Consider the following 17,698-nt stretch of genomic DNA (forward strand, 5'->3'; position numbering starts at 1 on the left):
GAGACGGTGATGGCAACGGCATCCGACAGCATCCGCTTCATCCTGAACGACACCGACATCGTCCTTTCGGAGGTCGCGCCGACCGCGACGCTGCTTGACTATCTGAGGCTGGACCGCCGCCTCACCGGCACCAAGGAGGGCTGCGCCGAGGGCGACTGCGGCGCCTGTACGGTGCTCGTCGGACGGCTTGCCGACGATGGCCGCGGCGGCGAAAAACTCGTCTACGAAACCGTCAATTCCTGCATCCGCTTCCTGGGATCGCTCAATGCGACTCATGTCGTCACCGTCGAGCATCTGGCTGCCCGGGACGGCGCGCTCCATCCGGTTCAGCAGGCGATGGTGGATTTCCACGGCTCGCAATGTGGCTTCTGCACGCCGGGCATCGTCATGTCGCTCTACGGGCTGTGGCTGACCAACGATACGCCGCGCCGCGCCGCAATCGAAAAGGCGCTGCAGGGCAATCTCTGTCGCTGCACCGGCTACGAGCCGATCGTGCGAGCGGCCGAAGCCGCGGCCAAGGCGCGACCTTCGGCGATCTTGGATCCGATCACGCGCACGCGGGAAGCGGTTGCCACAAAGTTGAAAGAACTTCGGCCGACGCAATCGATCACCATTCGCAAGGACGATGACTGTCTGATCGTGCCGGCGGATACGGCCGGTCTCGCGGCGGTACTCGCCGAACATCCGGCCGCCACCATCGTCGCCGGCGCCACCGACGTCGGCCTCTGGGTGACGAAACAGATGCGATCCTTGAACCCGGTCGTATTCATCAACGGCATAGCCGAATTGCAGCGGATCGAACGATCGGACGCCGGCCTGACGATTGGTGCCGGCGTCAGCTATACGGAGGCCCATGACGCCCTCGCGTCGGCATATCCGACCTTCGGCCGCCTGCTCGAGCGCATCGGCGGCGAGCAGGTGCGCAACATGGGCACGATCGGCGGCAATATCGCCAATGGTTCGCCGATCGGCGACAGCCCGCCACCGCTAATCGCCCTCGGAGCAACCGTAACATTGCGCTCGAAAGCCGGCACGCGCACGCTGCCGCTCGAAGATTTCTTCCTCGCCTATGGCAAGCAGGACCGGAAGCCCGGCGAATTCGTCGAAAGCATCTTCGTTCCGGCACTGCCGGCGGGGGACCTCTTCGCCGCGTACAAGGTCTCGAAGCGCCGCGACGAGGACATCTCCGCCCTGCTCGGCGCCTTCCGGATCTCCCTTGACGAGGAGAACCGCGTGACGACCGCCCGCATCGCCTATGGCGGCATGGCGGCGACGCCGAAACGGGCGAATGCGGTCGAGGCCGCGCTCACGGGACAGCCCTGGACGGAAGAGACGATCCGTACCGTGCAGCCAGCCCTCGAAACGGATTATCAGCCACTTACCGACTGGCGCGCCACCAGTGCATATCGCATGCTCGCTGCGAAGAACCTGCTGATGCGCTTTTTCCTGGAGAGCGCCGGTGAGACGGCTGAGCTTCGGCGGTTTGAGGAGGTCGCATGAAGGCCGACATCGAGAATTATGACCCGCGATTGCCCCTCTCCTCGGATTTAACCCAAGGCCTAACCCTCTCCCCGCGGGCGGGGAGAGCGGACGAGCGCAATGCGATAACGTCACTTTTCACCGCCCGGACGGGAAGAAAAACGCCGGTCCGCCCTCCGCAGTTGCGTAGCTACTGCGGAGGGCGGGCAGGCCGGATGAGGGGCCCCTCCGCCGTGAGGATTGGCTGAGATGGATAAAACCGCCTTCGAAGACGAAGCCACCATTGTCGGACCGATGCACGCGCGCCTCCCCCACGACAGCGCCCACAAGCACGTTGCCGGCACCGCCGATTATGTCGACGACATGCCGGAACCCGTCGGCACCCTGCACGGCGCGCTTGGCCTCACCGACCGGGCGCATGCGGAGATCCTGGAGATGGAACTTTCCGCCGTTGCCGCGGTCTCGGGCGTCGTCTGCGTGATGACTGCCAAGGACATGCCGCATTCCAACGACATCAGTTCGACGCATCTGCACGACGAGCCGGTGCTCGCCGACGGCCGGGTGCAATTTCATGGACAGCCGGCTTTCGCGGTTATTGCCGAGACGCGCGAGATCGCCCGCCGCGCCGCACGACTCGCCAAGATCACCTACCGGGACCTGCCGCCGCTGGTCGATGTCGCCGAGGCGAAAGCAGCGGGCGGCGAACTCGTCACGCCGCCGCTGACGCTCGAGCGCGGCCATGCCGAAACCGAGTTGCAACGGGCCCCTCGCCGGCTTCAGGGACAGATGCGGATCGGCGGCCAGGAACATTTCTACCTGGAGGGTCACATCGCGCTCGCGATCCCGGGCGAGGACGACGAGGTGACCGTCTGGGTCTCGACCCAGCATCCGAGCGAGATCCAGCATATGGTCGCGCAAGTTCTCGGCGTGCCCTCCAATGCCGTGACGGTGAATGTCCGCCGCATGGGCGGCGGCTTCGGCGGCAAGGAAACGCAGGGCAACCAGTTCGCGGCCCTTGCCGCGGTTGCCGCGCGCAAACTGCGTCGCGCCGTCAAGTTCCGCCCGGATCGCGATGACGACATGATTGCCACCGGCAAGCGGCACGACTTTCTCGTCGACTATGACGTCGGTTTCGATGAGGAAGGCCGCATCCTGGCGGTCCAGGCGAACTATGCCGCGCGATGCGGCTACTCCGCCGACCTTTCCGGCCCAGTCACCGACCGCGCCCTGTTCCATGCGGATAATGCCTATTTCTATCCGCATGTGAAGCTGACCTCGCAGCCGCTGAAGACGAACACGGTCTCGAACACCGCCTTTCGCGGCTTTGGCGGCCCGCAGGGCATGCTTGGCGGCGAGCGGATCATCGAAGAGATCGCCTATGCGCTCGGCAAGGACCCGCTCGACATCCGCAAGCTGAATTTCTATGGCGACAAGGAGTCCGGCCGCGACATCACGCCCTATCACCAAAGGGTCGAGGACAACATCATCCGCCGGATCGTCGACGAGTTGGAGGCAAGCGCCGATTATCAGGCGCGGCGCACTGCGATCATCGAGTTCAACCGGTCCAGCCGGGTAATCCGCAAGGGTATCGCACTGACGCCGGTGAAGTTCGGCATTTCCTTCACGCTTACCCATCTCAATCAGGCGGGCGCGCTCGTCCATATCTATTCGGACGGCTCGGTGCATCTCAATCACGGCGGCACCGAAATGGGCCAGGGGCTCTACACCAAGGTGGCACAGGTCCTTGCCGACAGTTTCCAGATCGACATTGACCGCGTGAAGATCACCGCGACGACCACCGGCAAGGTGCCGAACACCTCGGCGACGGCGGCCTCTTCGGGTTCCGACCTCAACGGCATGGCCGCCTTCGATGCTGCCCGCCAGATCAAGGAGCGGCTCGTCGCCTTTGCCGCCGAGCGCTGGCAGACCACTGCCGAGAATATCCGCTTCGTGGCGAATCACGTGAAGATCGGTGAAGAACTGGTGCCCTTCCCGGACCTGATCCGCCAAGCCTACATTGCCCGCGTGCAGCTTTCCGCCGCCGGCTTCTACAAGACGCCGAAGATCCATTGGGATCGTCCCACCGGCCGCGGCGCCCCCTTCTATTATTTCGCCTATGGCGCCGCCGTCTCCGAGGTCTCGATAGACACGCTGACGGGCGAATACCTGGTCGACCGCGTCGACGTGCTGCATGATGTCGGCCGCTCGCTCAATCCGGCGATCGATCTCGGCCAGATCGAGGGCGGCTTCGTCCAGGGCATGGGTTGGTTGACGACGGAAGAGCTCTGGTGGGACGAAAAGGGACGGCTGAGAACGCATGCGCCCTCCACCTACAAGATTCCGCTGGCCTCGGACCGGCCGAAGATCTTCAACGTCCGCCTCGCCGAATGGTCGGAAAACGCCGAACAGACGGTCGGCCGTTCCAAGGCGGTGGGGGAACCGCCGTTGATGCTGCCCATTTCGGTGCTCGAGGCCCTCTCCATGGCGGTCGCGAGTGTCGCCGATTACCGCGAATGCCCGCGACTGGACGCGCCGGCGACGCCGGAACGTGTCCTGATGGCGGTGGAGCGGTTGAGACATTGAGATTGCCCTTCGCAGGGAGAGGATGCCCGGCACGAGGGGCAGTCGCGAAACGGCTCCCGATCAAAGCCCTTCATCATCCAGCCGGGGCGGGCGTCCGTCCATGAATCCCATATCTCTCTTCATGTGATCCGACACGGCACCGATATCCAGCCGCGGATAGGAGGGCCGCATCAGCGTGCGTACGCCCGCGGCCAGCCCGGACATAAGCTCGCGCGGCAAAAGTGCTTTTCGTTCAGGGCGTTCCAGTGCATCGCAAGTCATCGTCGCAAATCCTTCGGAATGGGAAAGTCGACTTGCAGGATGTCGATAAGCATGCTCGAATTCCAATCGAATATCCATCTGCATGCATCAAGAGAACTTATCCATGAAGCTATCGAAGCAGTTCCCGCTGAATGCACTGAGGGTTTTCGAAGCGGCCGCCCGGCTCGGCAGCTTCACCAGGGCGGGTGAAGAGCTCGGCATGACCCAGACGGCCGTCAGCTATCAGATCAAGCTCATCGAGGAGAGTGTCGGTGAGCCTTTGTTCTTGAGGCGCCCGCGGCAGGTCACGCTGACGGAAGTCGGCGCCCGACTGGCCCCCAAGGTTACCGAGGCCTTTGAAATGCTCAAGGACGCGGTCGCGTCCGCCCGTGGCGACACTGAAGCGGCCCTGCTCATCAGCTCGACGGCGACCTTTGCCTCGCAATGGCTCGCCCGGGAAATCGGCACATTCCAGCTCGAACATCCGAATATTGCCGTACGCCTGGTGGCGAACGACGCGATCGTCGATTTCAGCAAGGAATCGGTCGACGTTGCGATCCGTTCCGGCAAAGGTGACTGGCCGGGGCTCGTCAGCCACCGCTTGATGCGAGTGGAGTTTGCCCCCATGCTCAGCCCCGCACTTGCCGAGACGATCGGTGGCGTGCGCACGCCGCGGGATCTACTGAAGCTCCGCATCATCGACCCTCGAGATCCCTGGTGGCCGTTGTGGTTCCACGCTGCCGGTGTGGACGATCCGGATCTGGCCAGCCGTCCCGTGAGCCGGCTCGGCGCACAGGTCTTCGAGGCTCGTGCAGCGGTGGCCGGCCAGGGCGTCGCGATCCTGATGCCGGAATTCTATAGCGACGACGTGGCGCTCGGCAGGCTTTACCAGCCGTTCAATCTGCGCTGCAGCGATACTCACGACTACTGGCTCGTCTATCCGCATGCTCGCCGAAACACGCCGAAGATCCGTGCTTTTCGCGATTGGATTCTGGGCGCGCTTAACCCGGATAGCATCACTTGATGCAAATGCTGAAATGACTGAATCGCACGCCCAGAACATCAATCTAAGCTTTTGTAATAGATCAGCTTCGCGAGACGCTCACCGTTCGGCGAAAATGCGGAGGGCAGCGAAATCGCCCCTTCCCCGCCATCGCTTTTTCTCGCAAGGTTGGGCGAACGAAGACAAAGGGGAACTGAATGTATGAATTCGCCATTGCCTGGGAATGGCTGGCTTTTGCCGTCCGCTGGCTGCATGTGGTCACCGCCATCGCCTGGATCGGCTCATCCTTCTATTTCATCGCGCTCGACCTCGGCCTGGTGATGCGCGACCACTTGCCGCCGGGCGCCCACGGCGAGGAATGGCAGGTGCATGGCGGCGGCTTCTACCATATCCAGAAGTATCTCGTTGCGCCCGAGAGGATGCCGGAGCACCTCACCTGGTTCAAATGGGAGTCCTACTCGACCTGGCTCTCCGGCTTCGCCATGCTCTGCATCGTCTATTATGGCGGCGCCGATCTTTTCCTCGTCGACCGGCATGTGCTGGACATTTCGGCAACGACCGCGATCGCACTCTCCCTTGCCTCGCTCGGGCTCGGTTGGCTCCTTTACGACCTGCTCTGCAAATCGCTCCTCGGCAAGAACACCTGGGGGCTGATGATCCTGCTTTACGTCGTGCTCGTCGCAATCGCCTGGGGCTATACGCAGGTCTTCACCGGCCGGGCCGCATTTCTGCATCTCGGCGCCGTCACGGCGACGATCATGTCGGCCAACGTCTTCTTCGTCATCATCCCCAACCAGAAGATCGTCGTTGCCGACCTGATCGCCGGGCGCACGCCCGATCCGCGGCTCGGCGCGCAGGCCAAGCAGCGCTCGTTGCACAACAATTACCTGACGCTGCCGGTCATCTTCTTCATGCTGTCGAACCACTACCCGCTTGCCTTCGCGACCGCCTTCAACTGGATCATCGCGGCGCTCGTCTTCCTGATGGGCGTCACGATCCGCCACTGGTTCAACACGACCCATGCGCGCAAGGGCACGCCGACCTGGACCTGGCTCGCCACCGTGCTTCTCTTCATCCTCATCATCTGGCTTTCGACGGTCCCGAAAGTCTTGACCGGCGAAGAACGAGCCGAAGCCGCGCCGGCCTTTGGCCGCTTTGCCGACAACGCGCATTTTCCGGCAGTGAAGGAGGCGATCGCCACCCGCTGCAGCATGTGCCACGCGGCCGAGCCCGTCTATGAGGGCATCGCTCGCCCCCCGAACGGGGTCACCTTCGGGAGCGACGGCGAGATTGCCGCGCGCGCACGCGAAATCTATATCCAGGCCGGGCGCAGCCATGCGATGCCGCCCGGCAACATAACCGACATGACGGCGAAGGAACGTGGCCTGGTCACAGCCTGGTTCGAAAGCGCCGTCGGGGAGACACGATGACACCCGCCCTCATTCGCGGCCGCACCCTGAGCTTCAACCGAGCACCGCAAAGCATCGACGACAGCGCCGCCTATGCTTACGAAAGCGATGGCGCCCTGCTGATCGAGAACGGGCTGATCAAGGCCGCCGGCACCTACACGGCGGTCAAGGCGGCGGCACCGGAAGGGGTGGAGGAGATCGACCACAGACCGCACCTCATCGTGCCGGGCCTGATCGACACGCACCTGCACTTTCCGCAGATGCAGGTCCTCGCCTCCTATGCGGCCAACCTGCTCGAATGGCTGAACACCTATACGTTTCCCGAGGAGTGCCGCTTCGTCGAGACGGCGCATGCCGAGCGTATCGCCGGGCACTTCTTCGACGAGATGGCCCGCCACGGTACGACGACGGCGACTGCCTATTGCTCCGTGCACAAGGCGTCCGCGGATGCCTTCTTTGCCGAGAGTCTTAGGCGCGGGACGTGCATGGTCGCCGGCAAGGTGATGATGGACCGCAACGCTCCGCAGGGCCTCCTCGATACCCCGGAGACAAGTTATGACGAGACACGCGCCGTCATTGCCAACTGGCACGGCAAGGGCCGCAACCACGTCGCCATCACACCGCGTTTCGCCATCACCTCGACGCCGGAGCAGATGGAAGTCGCGCGATCGCTCCTCAGCGAATTCCCGCACCTGCACGTGCAGACGCATCTTTCCGAGAACCGCGACGAGATCGCCTACACATGCGAGCTCTTTCCGGAAGCGCAGGACTATACCGACGTCTATGCCCGCTACGACCTGCTCGGGCGAAAGAGCCTCTTCGGCCACTGCATCCACCTCTCCGAGCGCGAGGCCGATGCGATGAGTGAAAGCGGCTCCGTCGCCGTCTTCTGCCCGACATCGAACCTCTTCCTCGGCTCCGGCCTTTTTCCATTGCGCGTGCTGACAAGGCGCGGAAAGCCGGTGCGCGTCTCGGTCGCCACCGACATCGGCGGCGGCACCAGCTACTCGATGCTGAAGACGCTCGACGAGGCCTATAAGATCCTGCAATTGCAGGGCGAACGGCTGAACCCGTTCGAGACCTTCTACATGATGACGCGCGGCAATGCCGAGGCGCTGTCGCTTACCGACCGCATCGGCACGCTGGAGCCGGGCACCGATGCCGACCTCACGGTCTTGAATATGGCGGCAACCCCACCCATGGCGCTCAGGGCGGAAGTGGTCAATTCGCTTGCCGACGAGCTCTTCCTGCTGCAGACGATGGGCGACGACCGCGCCGTGGCCGAGACCTATGTGGGTGGCCGGCCGGCCAAATCGCCGCTCGACGCAATTCAAGCAGATTAGAAAGTGGTCAATTTTTTTTACCTCTGCTATTACGCCCCCGCCTGAAACGTGATAATGGCTCGGCAGTCATCATTGCTGAAGGCCGAGCCCCATGACGCAAATCCTCGACATCCACGATCTGAAGGCGCTCGCTAGGCGGCGCGTACCGAAGCTCTTCTTCGACTATGCAGACAGCGGCGCCTGGACCGAGGGGACCTACCGGGCGAACGAGGAAGACTTCCAGAAGATCAAGCTGCGCCAGCGGGTTCTGGTCGATATGACCGATCGCTCGTTGGAAACGACGATGATCGGCCAGCAGGTTTCCATGCCGGTGGCGCTCGCTCCGACGGGCATGACCGGCATGCAGCATCCCGACGGCGAAATGCTTGCCGCCCAGGCGGCAGAGGCCTTTGGCATCCCCTTTACGCTGTCGACCATGAGCATCTGCTCGATCGAGGACGTCGCGTCGGTAACGACGAAGCCTTTCTGGTTTCAGCTCTATGTCATGCGCGAGCGCGAATTCGTGCTCAACCTCATCGACCGGGCAAAGGCCGCAAAATGCTCGGCGCTGGTCCTGACGCTCGACCTGCAGATTTTGGGCCAGCGCCACAAGGATCTGCGTAACGGCCTGTCGGCACCGCCGCGCATGACGCCGAAGCACCTCTGGATGATGGCGACGCGGCCGCGCTGGTGCATGAAGATGCTCGGCACCAGCCGACGCACCTTCCGCAACATCGTCGGACACGCGAAAAGCGTCACGGACCTTTCCTCGCTCAGCGCCTGGACGGCCGAACAGTTCGACCCGCAACTCTCCTGGAAGGACGTCGAGTGGATCAAGGAGCGCTGGGGCGGTCCGCTCATCCTCAAGGGCATTCTCGACCCGGAAGACGCCAAGATGGCGGCAAAGACCGGCGCCGATGCGATCATCGTCTCGAACCATGGCGGCCGGCAGCTTGACGGCGCCCCTTCCTCGATCAGCATGCTGCCGCGCATTGTCGATGCCGTCGGTCACCAGATCGAAGTTCATCTCGATGGCGGCATCCGATCCGGCCAAGATGTTCTGAAGGCGATCGCACTCGGCGCCAAGGGCACCTATATCGGTCGCCCGTTCCTGTATGGCCTTGGCGCCTTGGGCAGGGAGGGCGTGACGCTCGCCCTCGAGATAATTCGCAAGGAGATGGACATCACCATGGCGCTTTGCGGCAAGCGCCTCCTCACCGAAGTTGGACGCGACGTCATCGTGGAATAGCGACCGCAGAATGCGCCGCGGCGCTTCAACTGCCCCGATAGGTGGAATAGCCGTAGGGTGAGAGCAGCAGAGGCACGTGATAGTGGCTTTCGGGATCGGCGACGCCGAAGCGCAAGGGGATGAGATCAAGAAAGGCCGGTTCTGAAAGCGCCACGCCCGCCGTCCGAAGATAGTCGCCGGCGTGGAAGACCAACTCGTAGGTACCCGCCGTGAAGCCGGCGCCTTCGGCAAGCGGACCGTCGATCCGGCCGTCGCTATTGGTCTCTGCCGTGCAAAGCAGGCGCCGTTCCTCGCCCTCCACCCGATAGAAATCGATGCACAGCCCCTGGGCAGGCTTGCCGCGCGCGGTGTCGAGAACATGGGTCGTCAGGCGGCCGGATTTGCTCATCGGATATTCTCCACGAACGGATCGGGAATGATGAAGGGAGCCTCGTAAAAGAACTCCTCCAGATTGTCGCCCGGTCCTGCACGATCGACGACGAGGAAATTGCTTACGGCACCGATCGCCATCAGCGGATGATGCCAGACATTGCGGCCATAATTCACGCCCTGCCGGCCGCCCGCCAGGAACACCCGCGGCCGCAGCGGCCGCCCGCCTTCGCCCTCGGCGACCACCACAAGCCAGGGCCGATCCTCGAGCGGCGAGAAGCTTTGGCTGCCGAGCGGATGACGCTCCATCATGGTGAGTGCGTAGGGAAAGGCCCGCGGCTCGCCACGGAAGAGGTTGATCACGACGCGCGCGCCTTCGCCGACGACCTCGGCCTCCGCAAGCGCGTGAAACCGCTCGGTATTGCCGCCATTGATGAGGCGCATCGACGCCGGATCCGCTTCGATCACCGTTCCGAACGGCGCGAATGCCTCCCGCGTCAGCGGTTCGATCGACAGCAGATGCGACGTCGGGCCTTGCTTCCTGTCAGGAACGGCACCATCAGGCATAATCATCTCCCGGAAGCATGGATTTGAGACGCAGCCGTGCGATCTGCTCCACCTCAGCGCAGGCGGCTTCAAATTCCTCTTCCGCGGGATTGTCAATGCGCCGCGCGAAGGCCGCGACAATATCGTCCTTCGTCAGTCCCTTCACCGCAATGATGAAGGGGAAGCCGAATTTCTTCGTATAGGCCTCGTTGAGGGCCGTGAAGCGTGCATGTTCCTCGGGCGACAATCGGTCCAGTCCTGCAGACGCCTGTTCCGCGCGCGAATCGGGGGTGAGTTCCCCAGCGACCGCCAGCTTGCCGGCGAGGTCCGGATGCGCCTTGAGGACGGCGAGGCGTTCCGCAGGCGAGGCGGCGCGAAAGGCAGTGCAGAGCGCCGAATGCACATTGCCGGCGGTCAACCCGACGGAGGCAGCGCGATCATAGGCCCGCTCCGCCACCCAGGGGGAATGTTCGAAGACGCCGCCGAAGCGGCGGACGAATTCTTCGCGTCCGGACATCAGCGCATTCCTTCCGGCTTGTGGTGCTCGTACCAGTGGCGTGCAATATCGACGCGCTGCGGCACCCAGACCTTGTCGTGCGACAGGACATAGTCGATGAAGCGGGCGAGCGCCGCCGCGCGTCCGGGCCGGCCGACCAGGCGGCAATGCAGGCCCACATTCATCATCTTCGGGCTGCCCTCCTTGCCTTCCTCATAGAGCACGTCGAACGTATCCTTGAGATAGGTGAAGAACTGGTCGCCGGAGTTGAAGCCCTGATTGGTGGCGAAGCGCATGTCGTTCGCGTCGAGCGTATAGGGAATGATGAGATGCGGTTTGTCGGGTGTCGGCCCCGGCACCCAATAGGGTAATTCGTCCGCATAGGAGTCGCAGGAATAGAGGAAACCGCCCTCCTCCAGAACCAGCTTCAGCGTATTGACGGACGGCTTGCCCTGGTAGATGCCGAGCGGCCGTTCGCCCGTCAGTTCCGTGTGCAGCCGCACCACCTCGCGAATGTGCTGCCGCTCGACCTCCTCGGGAAAATCCTTGTATTCGAGCCAGCGCAGCCCATGGCTGGCGATCTCCCAGCCCGCCTCCTTCATCGCCGCGACCGCCTCGGGATTGCGGGCCATGGCAAGCGTCACCCCGTAGACAGTCAGCGTCACGCCGCGGCTCGTGAACAGCCGCCATAGACGCCAGAAGCCAACGCGCGCACCATATTCGTAGATGGATTCCATGTTGAGGTTGCGCTGCCCGGGCCAAGGTTGCGCGCCGACGATTTCCGACAGCAGGCTTTCGGACGCCGGATCGCCGTCGAGAATAGAGCTCTCGCCGCCCTCCTCATAATTCAGCACGAACTGGACCGCGATGCGCGCGTCGCCAGGCCAGCGCGGATCAGGCGGCGTGCGTCCATAGCCGACGAGGTCGCGCGGATAGGTCTTCTCTGCCATCAAATCACCCTTCGATTTTTCCGGAACGGTAGCACCGCGGGCCGGATTGTCGAGATGCAAATGACGGCGAAAGCGGAACCGAAGCAGGTCCGGAAAGGCCATCGAAAATCCGCTTAGCGTGGCGTCGGCAAGGGCGCGACTGTGCGCGGCAAGGGGTCTACCTTAGGGCGACGCTCCGTCGGCCGCCTTGCACGATCTCCACGCGGACGCGCGGAAATCTTGCCGAGTGGATGCTGCGAATGCACGCGCATCGGCGCCCTGGCATCCTGTTCGACGAACAGCGCAAGGCTGTCGACCACGAGCGGCTCGGCCAGACGCGGCTCGAATAATTCGCGCAGCGGCGTCTCCAGCCGCCGTTCGGCGGCAGCGCTCAAGGGTCCCGTAAGCTTAAGATGGAAACGATACTCGTCCATCACGAAGGGGTCGCCCCAGCGGTGAAGATTGGAGAATTGCGGTGCCGTCAGCCGATCCGGATCCGTACGCTCGATCTCCTCCTCGCTAAGCGGCGCGCGAAAGCGGTCGAACGCCTCGATGACGCGGGCCGCAAGCAGATGCATCGCATGGAAAGGCACGTGCGGCACCAGTCCCCAGCACTGGCTGATGCGCGCCAGTTCCATACGCTCGACCGTCAGCGGCGTTTCGGCGGTGGTGAAGTGCATCAGCGCCTTCAAAAGCTGGCCCTCGTCGGTCTCCGGCGCCAGGCGGAACGGTGCCATGATCATGGCATGGAAGCCGAACCGGCGCGGCACGGCGGTATGGAAGGCGATTTCCGAAACACTGAGGGCGCCAACGGAAGGAAACTCAACCGCCTCGCCCGAATAGACGCTCCGTCCAAGCCAACTCGCCGCAACGGCAGAGAGCGGATCGCTCATCGGCGGGGTGAAACATATGGCATACCGCATGTCGCAGGCTCCGAAACCGGTTCAGAGCAGGACGAGGCAACCCGCTCCGATACACATCGGCCGCGTGTTAGGTGATTTGCGTGACAGATTGACGAATTCGAACGGGGCTATCTGAGCGCTTCCATATGGGTCGCGCAACGGAATGAGTCCGGAAGATCTACGCGAGCCTGCCGCCCGGCAATTTCGTCGATCACCCATTGCGCCAGCACATGCGCCATCCCGAAACTGATCTTAAAGCCCCCCGTCAAGACCGACAGCCGGCCATGGTCGGGGTGTCGGCCGACCATCGGTTCGCGCCCGATGGCCTTCGGGCGCAGGCCCGCCCAGCGCTCGACGACCGGAGCGCCTAGAAGCGCGGGCGCGAGTGCCGCCGCGCGGTCGATCAGCACCTGCAACTGCTCGTCCGTCGAAAACGGCGCGTCGAACCGATTTTCGCTGGTGCTTCCGACCGCCACGTGGCCATTGTCATGGGCAACGATATAAAGCCCGTCGGTGAAGATGATCGGCGACGCCGGGTCGATGTCGGCGCGAAGCAGGGCCGCCTGCCCTTTGATGGCGACGCCGCTCGGCGCCTGCCCACTGCGTGCCAAATGGTCGATGAAGGCGAAGCTCTCGACGCCGGCCGCAAGGATACAATGGCCGAAGACCAGCGCCCTGCCATCGGCAAGCAGGAGCCGACCGCGCTCCGGATCGACCGACGCAACCTCAGCGCCCTCCTCGATCCGGACATGGGAAAAACCGGCGATTGCGGCGCGGAGCACCCGAAGCAGGTCTCGCGGCGAAACCCGGGCGGCCAGGGTGTCGTGCACGATACCAAAGGGTGCCGCCTGGATCGCTGGCCAATCGCCGGTTCCGCCATCCTTCACGTGCCAGTGGAAACGCCGCTCGCCCGCGATCCAGTGCCGCGCGGCATCCTGTTCATGGCCGCGGGCGATGTCCTTGAGATGCGGTTTGCCGAGCGGCATGACCCGGCCGGAACGGCGATAGCCTGCCGACAGGCCGGTCTCCTCCTCGAGCCGAGCGATTTCCCCTTCCAGCGACACCAGCGCGTCGAATTGGAACTGCTTCTTCGCGTTCCAGCGGTCCGGCATATGCGGCATGAGCGCGCCGAGCAAGCCGCCGCTCGCTCCCGCACCAATCCTCTTGCCTTCGATGAGCCGCGTCTCAATGCCGATGCGCCCTGCCATGAGGGCGGCCCACAGGCCCATGATACCGCCGCCGACGATCAAGACTTCGCTCATCGATTGACCTACCACTGCATAATTCCTTAGATCGTATTCGATCTGACGATCAAACTATGCCGCAACTCGAAGTGCTACTGCGAGCTTTGCGCGCCCCAGGGGGCGCGCGGCGCTGTAGATTGGGAAAATGATCCGCATTGACATGACAGCAATCGATCTCCGCCAGACGCAATCGCCCGCCGCGCAAAGCCTCGAATGGCACGGGGGCGATATGCCCTATTCGGTGGAATTTGGCGATCACTTTTATTGCCGCACGGACGGGCGGCTCGAATGCGGTCATGTCTTCCTCGCCGGCAACAGGCTGCCCGGGCGATGGCGAGGATGCGGCGCCTTTACCATCGGCGAACTCGGCTTCGGCACCGGGCTCAATTTCTGCGAAACCTGGCGGCAATGGAAACAGGCCTCGCCGAATGGCGGACGCCTGCATTTCGTTTCCTTCGAGCGCTTTCCGATGCAAGCCGAGGAAATCGCCCGGGCATTGTCGCACTGGCAGGAAATCGATGCCGAGCGCCAGGCGCTTGTCGCCAGTTGGCCTCACCTCCCGGCGAGCCGGATCGATTTTGATCTCGGCAAAGTACGGCTGACGGTCGTCTGCGGCACGGCGATCGACGGCGTAACCGCCGCAGCGGAACGCTTCGACGCCTGGTATCTCGACGGCTTTGCGCCGTCCCGCAACCCGGACATGTGGTCCGAGGAATTGATGCGGCTCGTCTTCGAGAGGACGGTGCCGGGAGGTACTTTCGCAACCTATGCCGCGGCCGGTTTCGTTCGCCGCAACCTCACGGCTGCCGGCTTCGCCGTCGAGCGCCTGCCAGGTTTTGCCGGCAAGCGGGAGATGCTGCGCGGCGATAAGGTCTGACGCGGCACCCTCTTGTACTCGCGGCGGCGCAAACGAAGTCCAGTGGATCGGCCCGTCCCATCCGGATCGGTCAAATCCACTGCCGTTGGCTTCAGGGGAAGACCACGGATTTCACCGTTGCGATCAGTTGATCGGTCGGGGCCGCGACGCAGTTGCGGTCGATCTCGGCAAGCGTCCTTTCCCTGACCTGGTGCGACAGCAGCTTTCTCAAGTCGCCGAGCGTCTTCGGCGCGGCACAGATCACCAGGTTCTCGAAAGCATTCTCGAGCGCGTAGTGATCGATCTTCCCCGCGATCTCGGCGGCAAAGCGATGTTGCTCCTCGCGGACCGGATCGCTGCTGTATTCCATGGCCGACCGACCGTGACCGACCGATGAATGGCTGCGGCCGGGCTTGTCAGCCATGATGTCCTGGGCCCGTTTGCCCTCGATTTGGTAGGTCTCCTCTGCCGGATGCTGATGGCCGTCCTTCAGCAAATTGACGTCCTTGACGATGCGCGCCGCGTTTCCGTCGGCTGCCAGTATCCAAACCCGGTTCCGCACTACGTCCTCCGCTCATATCGTGGTTGGCAGATAGGTCGGCGAATGCACAGGAAACGGAACGGTTGAAACTCGCGTCAGGTTCCCAATCGCCGATAGTCCTTTTGTCCAAAATCTCACGCAGCTTGGCTACAGGCGGGCAAGATAGGCTTCGAAATTGCGGTCCGGCGTCGACTCGTATCGCTCGCGCTCGGTCTTAAGCGAGAGGATCCGGTCGACCCGGAAATCGCGAAAGTCCTGGCGCAGTTCACACCAGGCCGTCAGCAGCCAATGATGCCCGAAAATGCTGAGGCCGAGCGGCCAAATTGTACGCTCCGACAGTTCTTGTGCAAGGCTTTCATAGGTGATGCTGAGTTTGCGCTCTCCGGCAATGGCCTGGCGGATGTCGCCCAGCAGAGCCGGCGGGGCGGGCTGCAGCGCCGATCGGAAGGCGCGAAGCGGTGCGCTGCGCAATTTCTCCGCATGTTCGGGCGGAAGGCCGTGGCCGATTTTCTCCATCGCCTCGCGCGCCGCCTGCGCCAGGCGCCCGTCGCCGAGCATTTGCACGGCGCGCACGCCGAAGGCCAGCGCCTCCAATTGCTCGAAGGTGAAGGTGAGCGGCGGCGCATCGAAAGCCTCACGCAAGAGGTAACCGACGCCGCGCTCGCCGTCGATCGGCGCACCCGAAGCAATCAGGTGCTGCATATCGCGATAGATGGTGCGCGGCGCGACCTCCATCCTTTCGGCAATTTCGCCCGCCGTCATCGCCCGGCCTGTGGCGCGCATGAGTTGGATGATACGGAACAATCGGTCGGCAGGCCGCATGGTCTTCTCCAATTCCGGACGGGCGGAGCCGAAGGGGGTCGAGAGTCGGTCACGCCTTTCCTCAGACCGCTTAGCCGGCTATGGCCATAAGGCTGTCAGTTGGAATGTGCTTAAGTCAAGCCGCATTCAAACAAGGAGATCCCGATGACAACGAAACACGTTCTCGAACTCGCCGTATGCACGGTCCCGGACAAGGAGATCGCGATAGCGGCACGCGGCAAGGCCATGCAGGTCGTCTCGCGTTATCCGGGCTTCGTCTCCTGGCGCGCAGTTACCGCCTGCGAAACGGCCGACATGCTTGCCGATCTTGTCGAATGGGAGACGCTGGAGGCGGCGCGAGAGGCCGGAAAGCGCGTCATGACCGACCCCGATTTCGCACCCTACATGGCGGCGATCGGCTCGGTTCAGCTCATGCAGCATTTCCTGACCGAACGACAGATTTGAACGACGGCAAGGCGATGGCGGAACCCCTGAAAAATCTCCTGCATCCGGGCGTCGTGATGGAGATCGCCGATCGCCTGTCCCGCTGCGCCCCCGGCTTCGACCGCGACCGATTTGTCGCTTCCGCCGGCGGTGGCCTCGAGTCGCTAGAACTGATGCAGCGCTCGCTCAAGATCCGAGATGCCCTCATCGAGGGTCTGCCCCTGGACTTTCCCGCGGCCGTCTCGATCCTCGACGCGGCGTTGCCGAACGGCAATGCGCCCGGCCTCACCGGCTGGGCGCTTCTGCCGGCGAGCCAGTTCGTCGCGGTTCGCGGGCTTGGCAACTTCGAGCTTTCCCTGTCGTTCCTCCGTCGGCTCACCCCCCACTTCACCGGCGAGTTCGCGATCCGCCCCTTCATCCAGCAGGAACAGGACCGGGCACTGAAGACGATCCGCCGCTGGGTCGAGGATGACGATCATCACGTCCGGCGGCTGGCAAGCGAGGGCACGCGCCCTCGCCTGCCCTGGGCGATGCGACTGCCAAGGCTCATCCTCGATCCGCGGCCGATCCTCCCGATCCTCACGGCGCTTCTCGACGATCCGGAGGAATATGTGCGGCGCTCCGTCGCCAACAGCCTCAACGACATAGCCAAAGATCATCCCGACCTCGTCGCGGATTTCGTGGCCGCGCACATGGCAGGCGCATCGCCTGAACGCCTGAAATTGCTGCGGCATGCCTCCCGCACGCTCCTCAAGCAGGGGCACCGCGGCGCGCTTGCCAATTTCGGCTTCGAGCCGCCGCTCGGTGTCGCCGCCCACCTTGCACTCGCGACGCCGACCGTCCGGTTCGGCAACGATCTCGTCCTCGGATTGACCATGCGCAATGCGGATGGCTCCAGGCAGCGAGTCATGATCGACTATGCCGTGCACCATCGGAAGGCGAATGGCGACACGTCGCCGAAAGTGTTCAAATGGACGACCGTGACGCTCGACCCCGGCAGCACCATCGAGTTCAGGAAGCACCACCCGATGCGGCCGATCACCACGCGACGCTACTATGGCGGCGCTCACCGCGTCGTGATCCTGGTCAACGGGCAACCCGCCGCCCAGGCGGATTTCGAACTTGTCATGGCTTAGACGGGAACTTTACCAAAATGCCCCGGGTCGAGCGCTGAATTCGGACCCAGCAGAAGAAGCAGCTTGACTTTTGGAGCCAAAGCAACGACATGAGGGTGCGTCACCTTCCGGCCGCCGCGTGAGCGCGCCCTCGGCAACCACTTTCAAGC

18 protein-coding genes are annotated in these 17,698 nt (G+C 63.4%); 9 read left to right on the forward strand and 9 right to left on the reverse strand.

What is annotated here, in order from left to right:
* Nucleotides 1–9: 9 nt before the first annotated feature.
* Together xdhA and xdhB are read left to right on the forward strand one after the other, a co-directional pair.
* Nucleotides 10–1,500, forward strand: a complete 1,491-nt coding sequence (gene xdhA, locus EKH55_RS11710) for a xanthine dehydrogenase small subunit (protein WP_151611554.1) — start codon at nt 10–12, stop codon at nt 1,498–1,500.
* A 228-nt stretch (nt 1,501–1,728) separates the two neighbouring features.
* Complete coding sequence (gene xdhB / locus EKH55_RS11715; protein WP_069458074.1) at nt 1,729–4,062, forward strand: xanthine dehydrogenase molybdopterin binding subunit; 2,334 nt, start codon at nt 1,729–1,731, stop codon at nt 4,060–4,062.
* Nucleotides 4,063–4,122: 60 nt separating this feature from the next.
* On the opposite strand, the gene EKH55_RS11720 is transcribed toward xdhB, so the two are convergent.
* Nucleotides 4,123–4,407, reverse strand: a complete 285-nt coding sequence (locus tag EKH55_RS11720; RefSeq protein WP_151611555.1) for a hypothetical protein — start codon at nt 4,405–4,407, stop codon at nt 4,123–4,125.
* Between the two features lie 19 nt (nt 4,408–4,426).
* Here EKH55_RS11720 and EKH55_RS11725 point away from each other — a divergent pair, with 19 nt between their 5' ends.
* From EKH55_RS11725 to EKH55_RS11740, 4 genes are all read left to right on the forward strand, one after another.
* Nucleotides 4,427–5,326: a LysR substrate-binding domain-containing protein gene (locus EKH55_RS11725; RefSeq protein WP_069458075.1), complete on the forward strand. Its 900-nt coding sequence runs from the start codon at nt 4,427–4,429 to the stop codon at nt 5,324–5,326.
* Between the two features lie 176 nt (nt 5,327–5,502).
* Complete coding sequence (locus tag EKH55_RS11730) at nt 5,503–6,735, forward strand: urate hydroxylase PuuD (protein WP_151611556.1); 1,233 nt, start codon at nt 5,503–5,505, stop codon at nt 6,733–6,735.
* Complete coding sequence (guaD, locus tag EKH55_RS11735) at nt 6,732–8,057, forward strand: guanine deaminase (RefSeq protein ID WP_151611557.1); 1,326 nt, start codon at nt 6,732–6,734, stop codon at nt 8,055–8,057. Before EKH55_RS11730 ends, guaD begins: the two co-directional genes overlap by 4 nt.
* Nucleotides 8,058–8,148: 91 nt before the next feature.
* A complete protein-coding gene (locus tag EKH55_RS11740; RefSeq protein WP_151611558.1) occupies nt 8,149–9,285 on the forward strand; it encodes an alpha-hydroxy acid oxidase in 1,137 nt (378 codons plus the stop codon).
* 25 nt (nt 9,286–9,310) lie between these two features.
* On the opposite strand, the gene uraH is transcribed toward EKH55_RS11740, so the two are convergent.
* The 6 genes from uraH to EKH55_RS11770 all read right to left on the reverse strand — a co-directional run bounded on the left by uraH (nt 9,311) and on the right by EKH55_RS11770 (nt 13,789).
* The gene (gene uraH / locus EKH55_RS11745) at nt 9,311–9,673 is read right to left on the reverse strand and encodes a hydroxyisourate hydrolase (RefSeq protein ID WP_069458079.1); all 363 of its coding nucleotides are present in this window, start codon (nt 9,671–9,673) and stop codon (nt 9,311–9,313) included.
* A complete protein-coding gene (locus EKH55_RS11750; protein ID WP_151611559.1) occupies nt 9,670–10,221 on the reverse strand; it encodes an ureidoglycolate lyase in 552 nt (183 codons plus the stop codon). Before EKH55_RS11750 ends, uraH begins: the two co-directional genes overlap by 4 nt.
* Nucleotides 10,214–10,717, reverse strand: coding sequence for a 2-oxo-4-hydroxy-4-carboxy-5-ureidoimidazoline decarboxylase (uraD, locus tag EKH55_RS11755; RefSeq protein ID WP_151611560.1), 504 nt, complete (start codon nt 10,715–10,717; stop codon nt 10,214–10,216). The genes EKH55_RS11750 and uraD overlap by 8 nt, the downstream gene beginning before the upstream one ends.
* Nucleotides 10,717–11,646 (reverse strand): allantoinase PuuE, encoded by a 930-nt coding sequence (puuE, locus tag EKH55_RS11760; protein ID WP_151611561.1) that lies wholly within the window; start codon nt 11,644–11,646, stop codon nt 10,717–10,719. Before puuE ends, uraD begins: the two co-directional genes overlap by 1 nt.
* Before the next feature lie 113 nt (nt 11,647–11,759).
* Nucleotides 11,760–12,548 (reverse strand): DUF1045 domain-containing protein, encoded by a 789-nt coding sequence (locus tag EKH55_RS11765; RefSeq protein WP_151611562.1) that lies wholly within the window; start codon nt 12,546–12,548, stop codon nt 11,760–11,762.
* 107 nt (nt 12,549–12,655) lie between these two features.
* Complete coding sequence (locus EKH55_RS11770; protein ID WP_069458083.1) at nt 12,656–13,789, reverse strand: NAD(P)/FAD-dependent oxidoreductase; 1,134 nt, start codon at nt 13,787–13,789, stop codon at nt 12,656–12,658.
* 142 nt (nt 13,790–13,931) lie between these two features.
* Between EKH55_RS11770 and mnmC2 the strand changes: the two genes are divergently transcribed.
* Complete coding sequence (mnmC2, locus tag EKH55_RS11775; RefSeq protein WP_069458209.1) at nt 13,932–14,648, forward strand: tRNA (5-methylaminomethyl-2-thiouridine)(34)-methyltransferase MnmC2; 717 nt, start codon at nt 13,932–13,934, stop codon at nt 14,646–14,648.
* Between the two features lie 91 nt (nt 14,649–14,739).
* On the opposite strand, the gene EKH55_RS11780 is transcribed toward mnmC2, so the two are convergent.
* Both EKH55_RS11780 and EKH55_RS11785 read right to left on the reverse strand, forming a co-directional pair.
* Nucleotides 14,740–15,189 carry a host attachment protein gene (locus EKH55_RS11780; protein ID WP_069458084.1) on the reverse strand — a complete coding sequence of 150 codons (450 nt, stop codon included), beginning with the start codon at nt 15,187–15,189 and terminating at the stop codon, nt 14,740–14,742.
* A 126-nt stretch (nt 15,190–15,315) separates the two neighbouring features.
* Nucleotides 15,316–15,990, reverse strand: coding sequence for a helix-turn-helix transcriptional regulator (locus EKH55_RS11785; protein ID WP_069458085.1), 675 nt, complete (start codon nt 15,988–15,990; stop codon nt 15,316–15,318).
* A gap of 144 nt (nt 15,991–16,134) precedes the next feature.
* Between EKH55_RS11785 and EKH55_RS11790 the strand changes: the two genes are divergently transcribed.
* Both EKH55_RS11790 and EKH55_RS11795 read left to right on the forward strand, forming a co-directional pair.
* On the forward strand, nt 16,135–16,434 hold the full coding sequence (locus tag EKH55_RS11790) for a hypothetical protein (RefSeq protein WP_069458086.1): 300 nt from the start codon (nt 16,135–16,137) through the stop codon (nt 16,432–16,434).
* Nucleotides 16,435–16,448: 14 nt separating this feature from the next.
* Entirely contained in the window at nt 16,449–17,549 is a 1,101-nt protein-coding gene (locus EKH55_RS11795; protein ID WP_069458210.1) for a DNA alkylation repair protein, read from the forward strand.
* Nucleotides 17,550–17,698: the final 149 nt, after the last annotated feature.

Source organism: Sinorhizobium alkalisoli, assembly GCF_008932245.1.
GTDB lineage: Bacteria > Pseudomonadota > Alphaproteobacteria > Rhizobiales > Rhizobiaceae > Sinorhizobium > Sinorhizobium alkalisoli.

What these genes read in the sequence shown, in the direction of transcription:
- xdhA (WP_151611554.1), top strand. Translation starts at nt 10, where the DNA reads ATGGCAACGGCATCCGACAGCATCCGCTTCATCCTGAACGACACCGAC.
- xdhB (WP_069458074.1), top strand. Translation starts at nt 1,729, where the DNA reads ATGGATAAAACCGCCTTCGAAGACGAAGCCACCATTGTCGGACCGATG.
- EKH55_RS11720 (WP_151611555.1), bottom strand. Translation starts at nt 4,407, where the DNA reads ATGCAGATGGATATTCGATTGGAATTCGAGCATGCTTATCGACATCCT.
- EKH55_RS11725 (WP_069458075.1), top strand. Translation starts at nt 4,427, where the DNA reads ATGAAGCTATCGAAGCAGTTCCCGCTGAATGCACTGAGGGTTTTCGAA.
- EKH55_RS11730 (WP_151611556.1), top strand. Translation starts at nt 5,503, where the DNA reads ATGTATGAATTCGCCATTGCCTGGGAATGGCTGGCTTTTGCCGTCCGC.
- guaD (WP_151611557.1), top strand. Translation starts at nt 6,732, where the DNA reads ATGACACCCGCCCTCATTCGCGGCCGCACCCTGAGCTTCAACCGAGCA.
- EKH55_RS11740 (WP_151611558.1), top strand. Translation starts at nt 8,149, where the DNA reads ATGACGCAAATCCTCGACATCCACGATCTGAAGGCGCTCGCTAGGCGG.
- uraH (WP_069458079.1), bottom strand. Translation starts at nt 9,673, where the DNA reads ATGAGCAAATCCGGCCGCCTGACGACCCATGTTCTCGACACCGCGCGC.
- EKH55_RS11750 (WP_151611559.1), bottom strand. Translation starts at nt 10,221, where the DNA reads ATGCCTGATGGTGCCGTTCCTGACAGGAAGCAAGGCCCGACGTCGCAT.
- uraD (WP_151611560.1), bottom strand. Translation starts at nt 10,717, where the DNA reads ATGTCCGGACGCGAAGAATTCGTCCGCCGCTTCGGCGGCGTCTTCGAA.
- puuE (WP_151611561.1), bottom strand. Translation starts at nt 11,646, where the DNA reads ATGGCAGAGAAGACCTATCCGCGCGACCTCGTCGGCTATGGACGCACG.
- EKH55_RS11765 (WP_151611562.1), bottom strand. Translation starts at nt 12,548, where the DNA reads ATGCGGTATGCCATATGTTTCACCCCGCCGATGAGCGATCCGCTCTCT.
- EKH55_RS11770 (WP_069458083.1), bottom strand. Translation starts at nt 13,789, where the DNA reads ATGAGCGAAGTCTTGATCGTCGGCGGCGGTATCATGGGCCTGTGGGCC.
- mnmC2 (WP_069458209.1), top strand. Translation starts at nt 13,932, where the DNA reads ATGACAGCAATCGATCTCCGCCAGACGCAATCGCCCGCCGCGCAAAGC.
- EKH55_RS11785 (WP_069458085.1), bottom strand. Translation starts at nt 15,990, where the DNA reads ATGCGGCCTGCCGACCGATTGTTCCGTATCATCCAACTCATGCGCGCC.
- EKH55_RS11790 (WP_069458086.1), top strand. Translation starts at nt 16,135, where the DNA reads ATGACAACGAAACACGTTCTCGAACTCGCCGTATGCACGGTCCCGGAC.
- EKH55_RS11795 (WP_069458210.1), top strand. Translation starts at nt 16,449, where the DNA reads ATGGCGGAACCCCTGAAAAATCTCCTGCATCCGGGCGTCGTGATGGAG.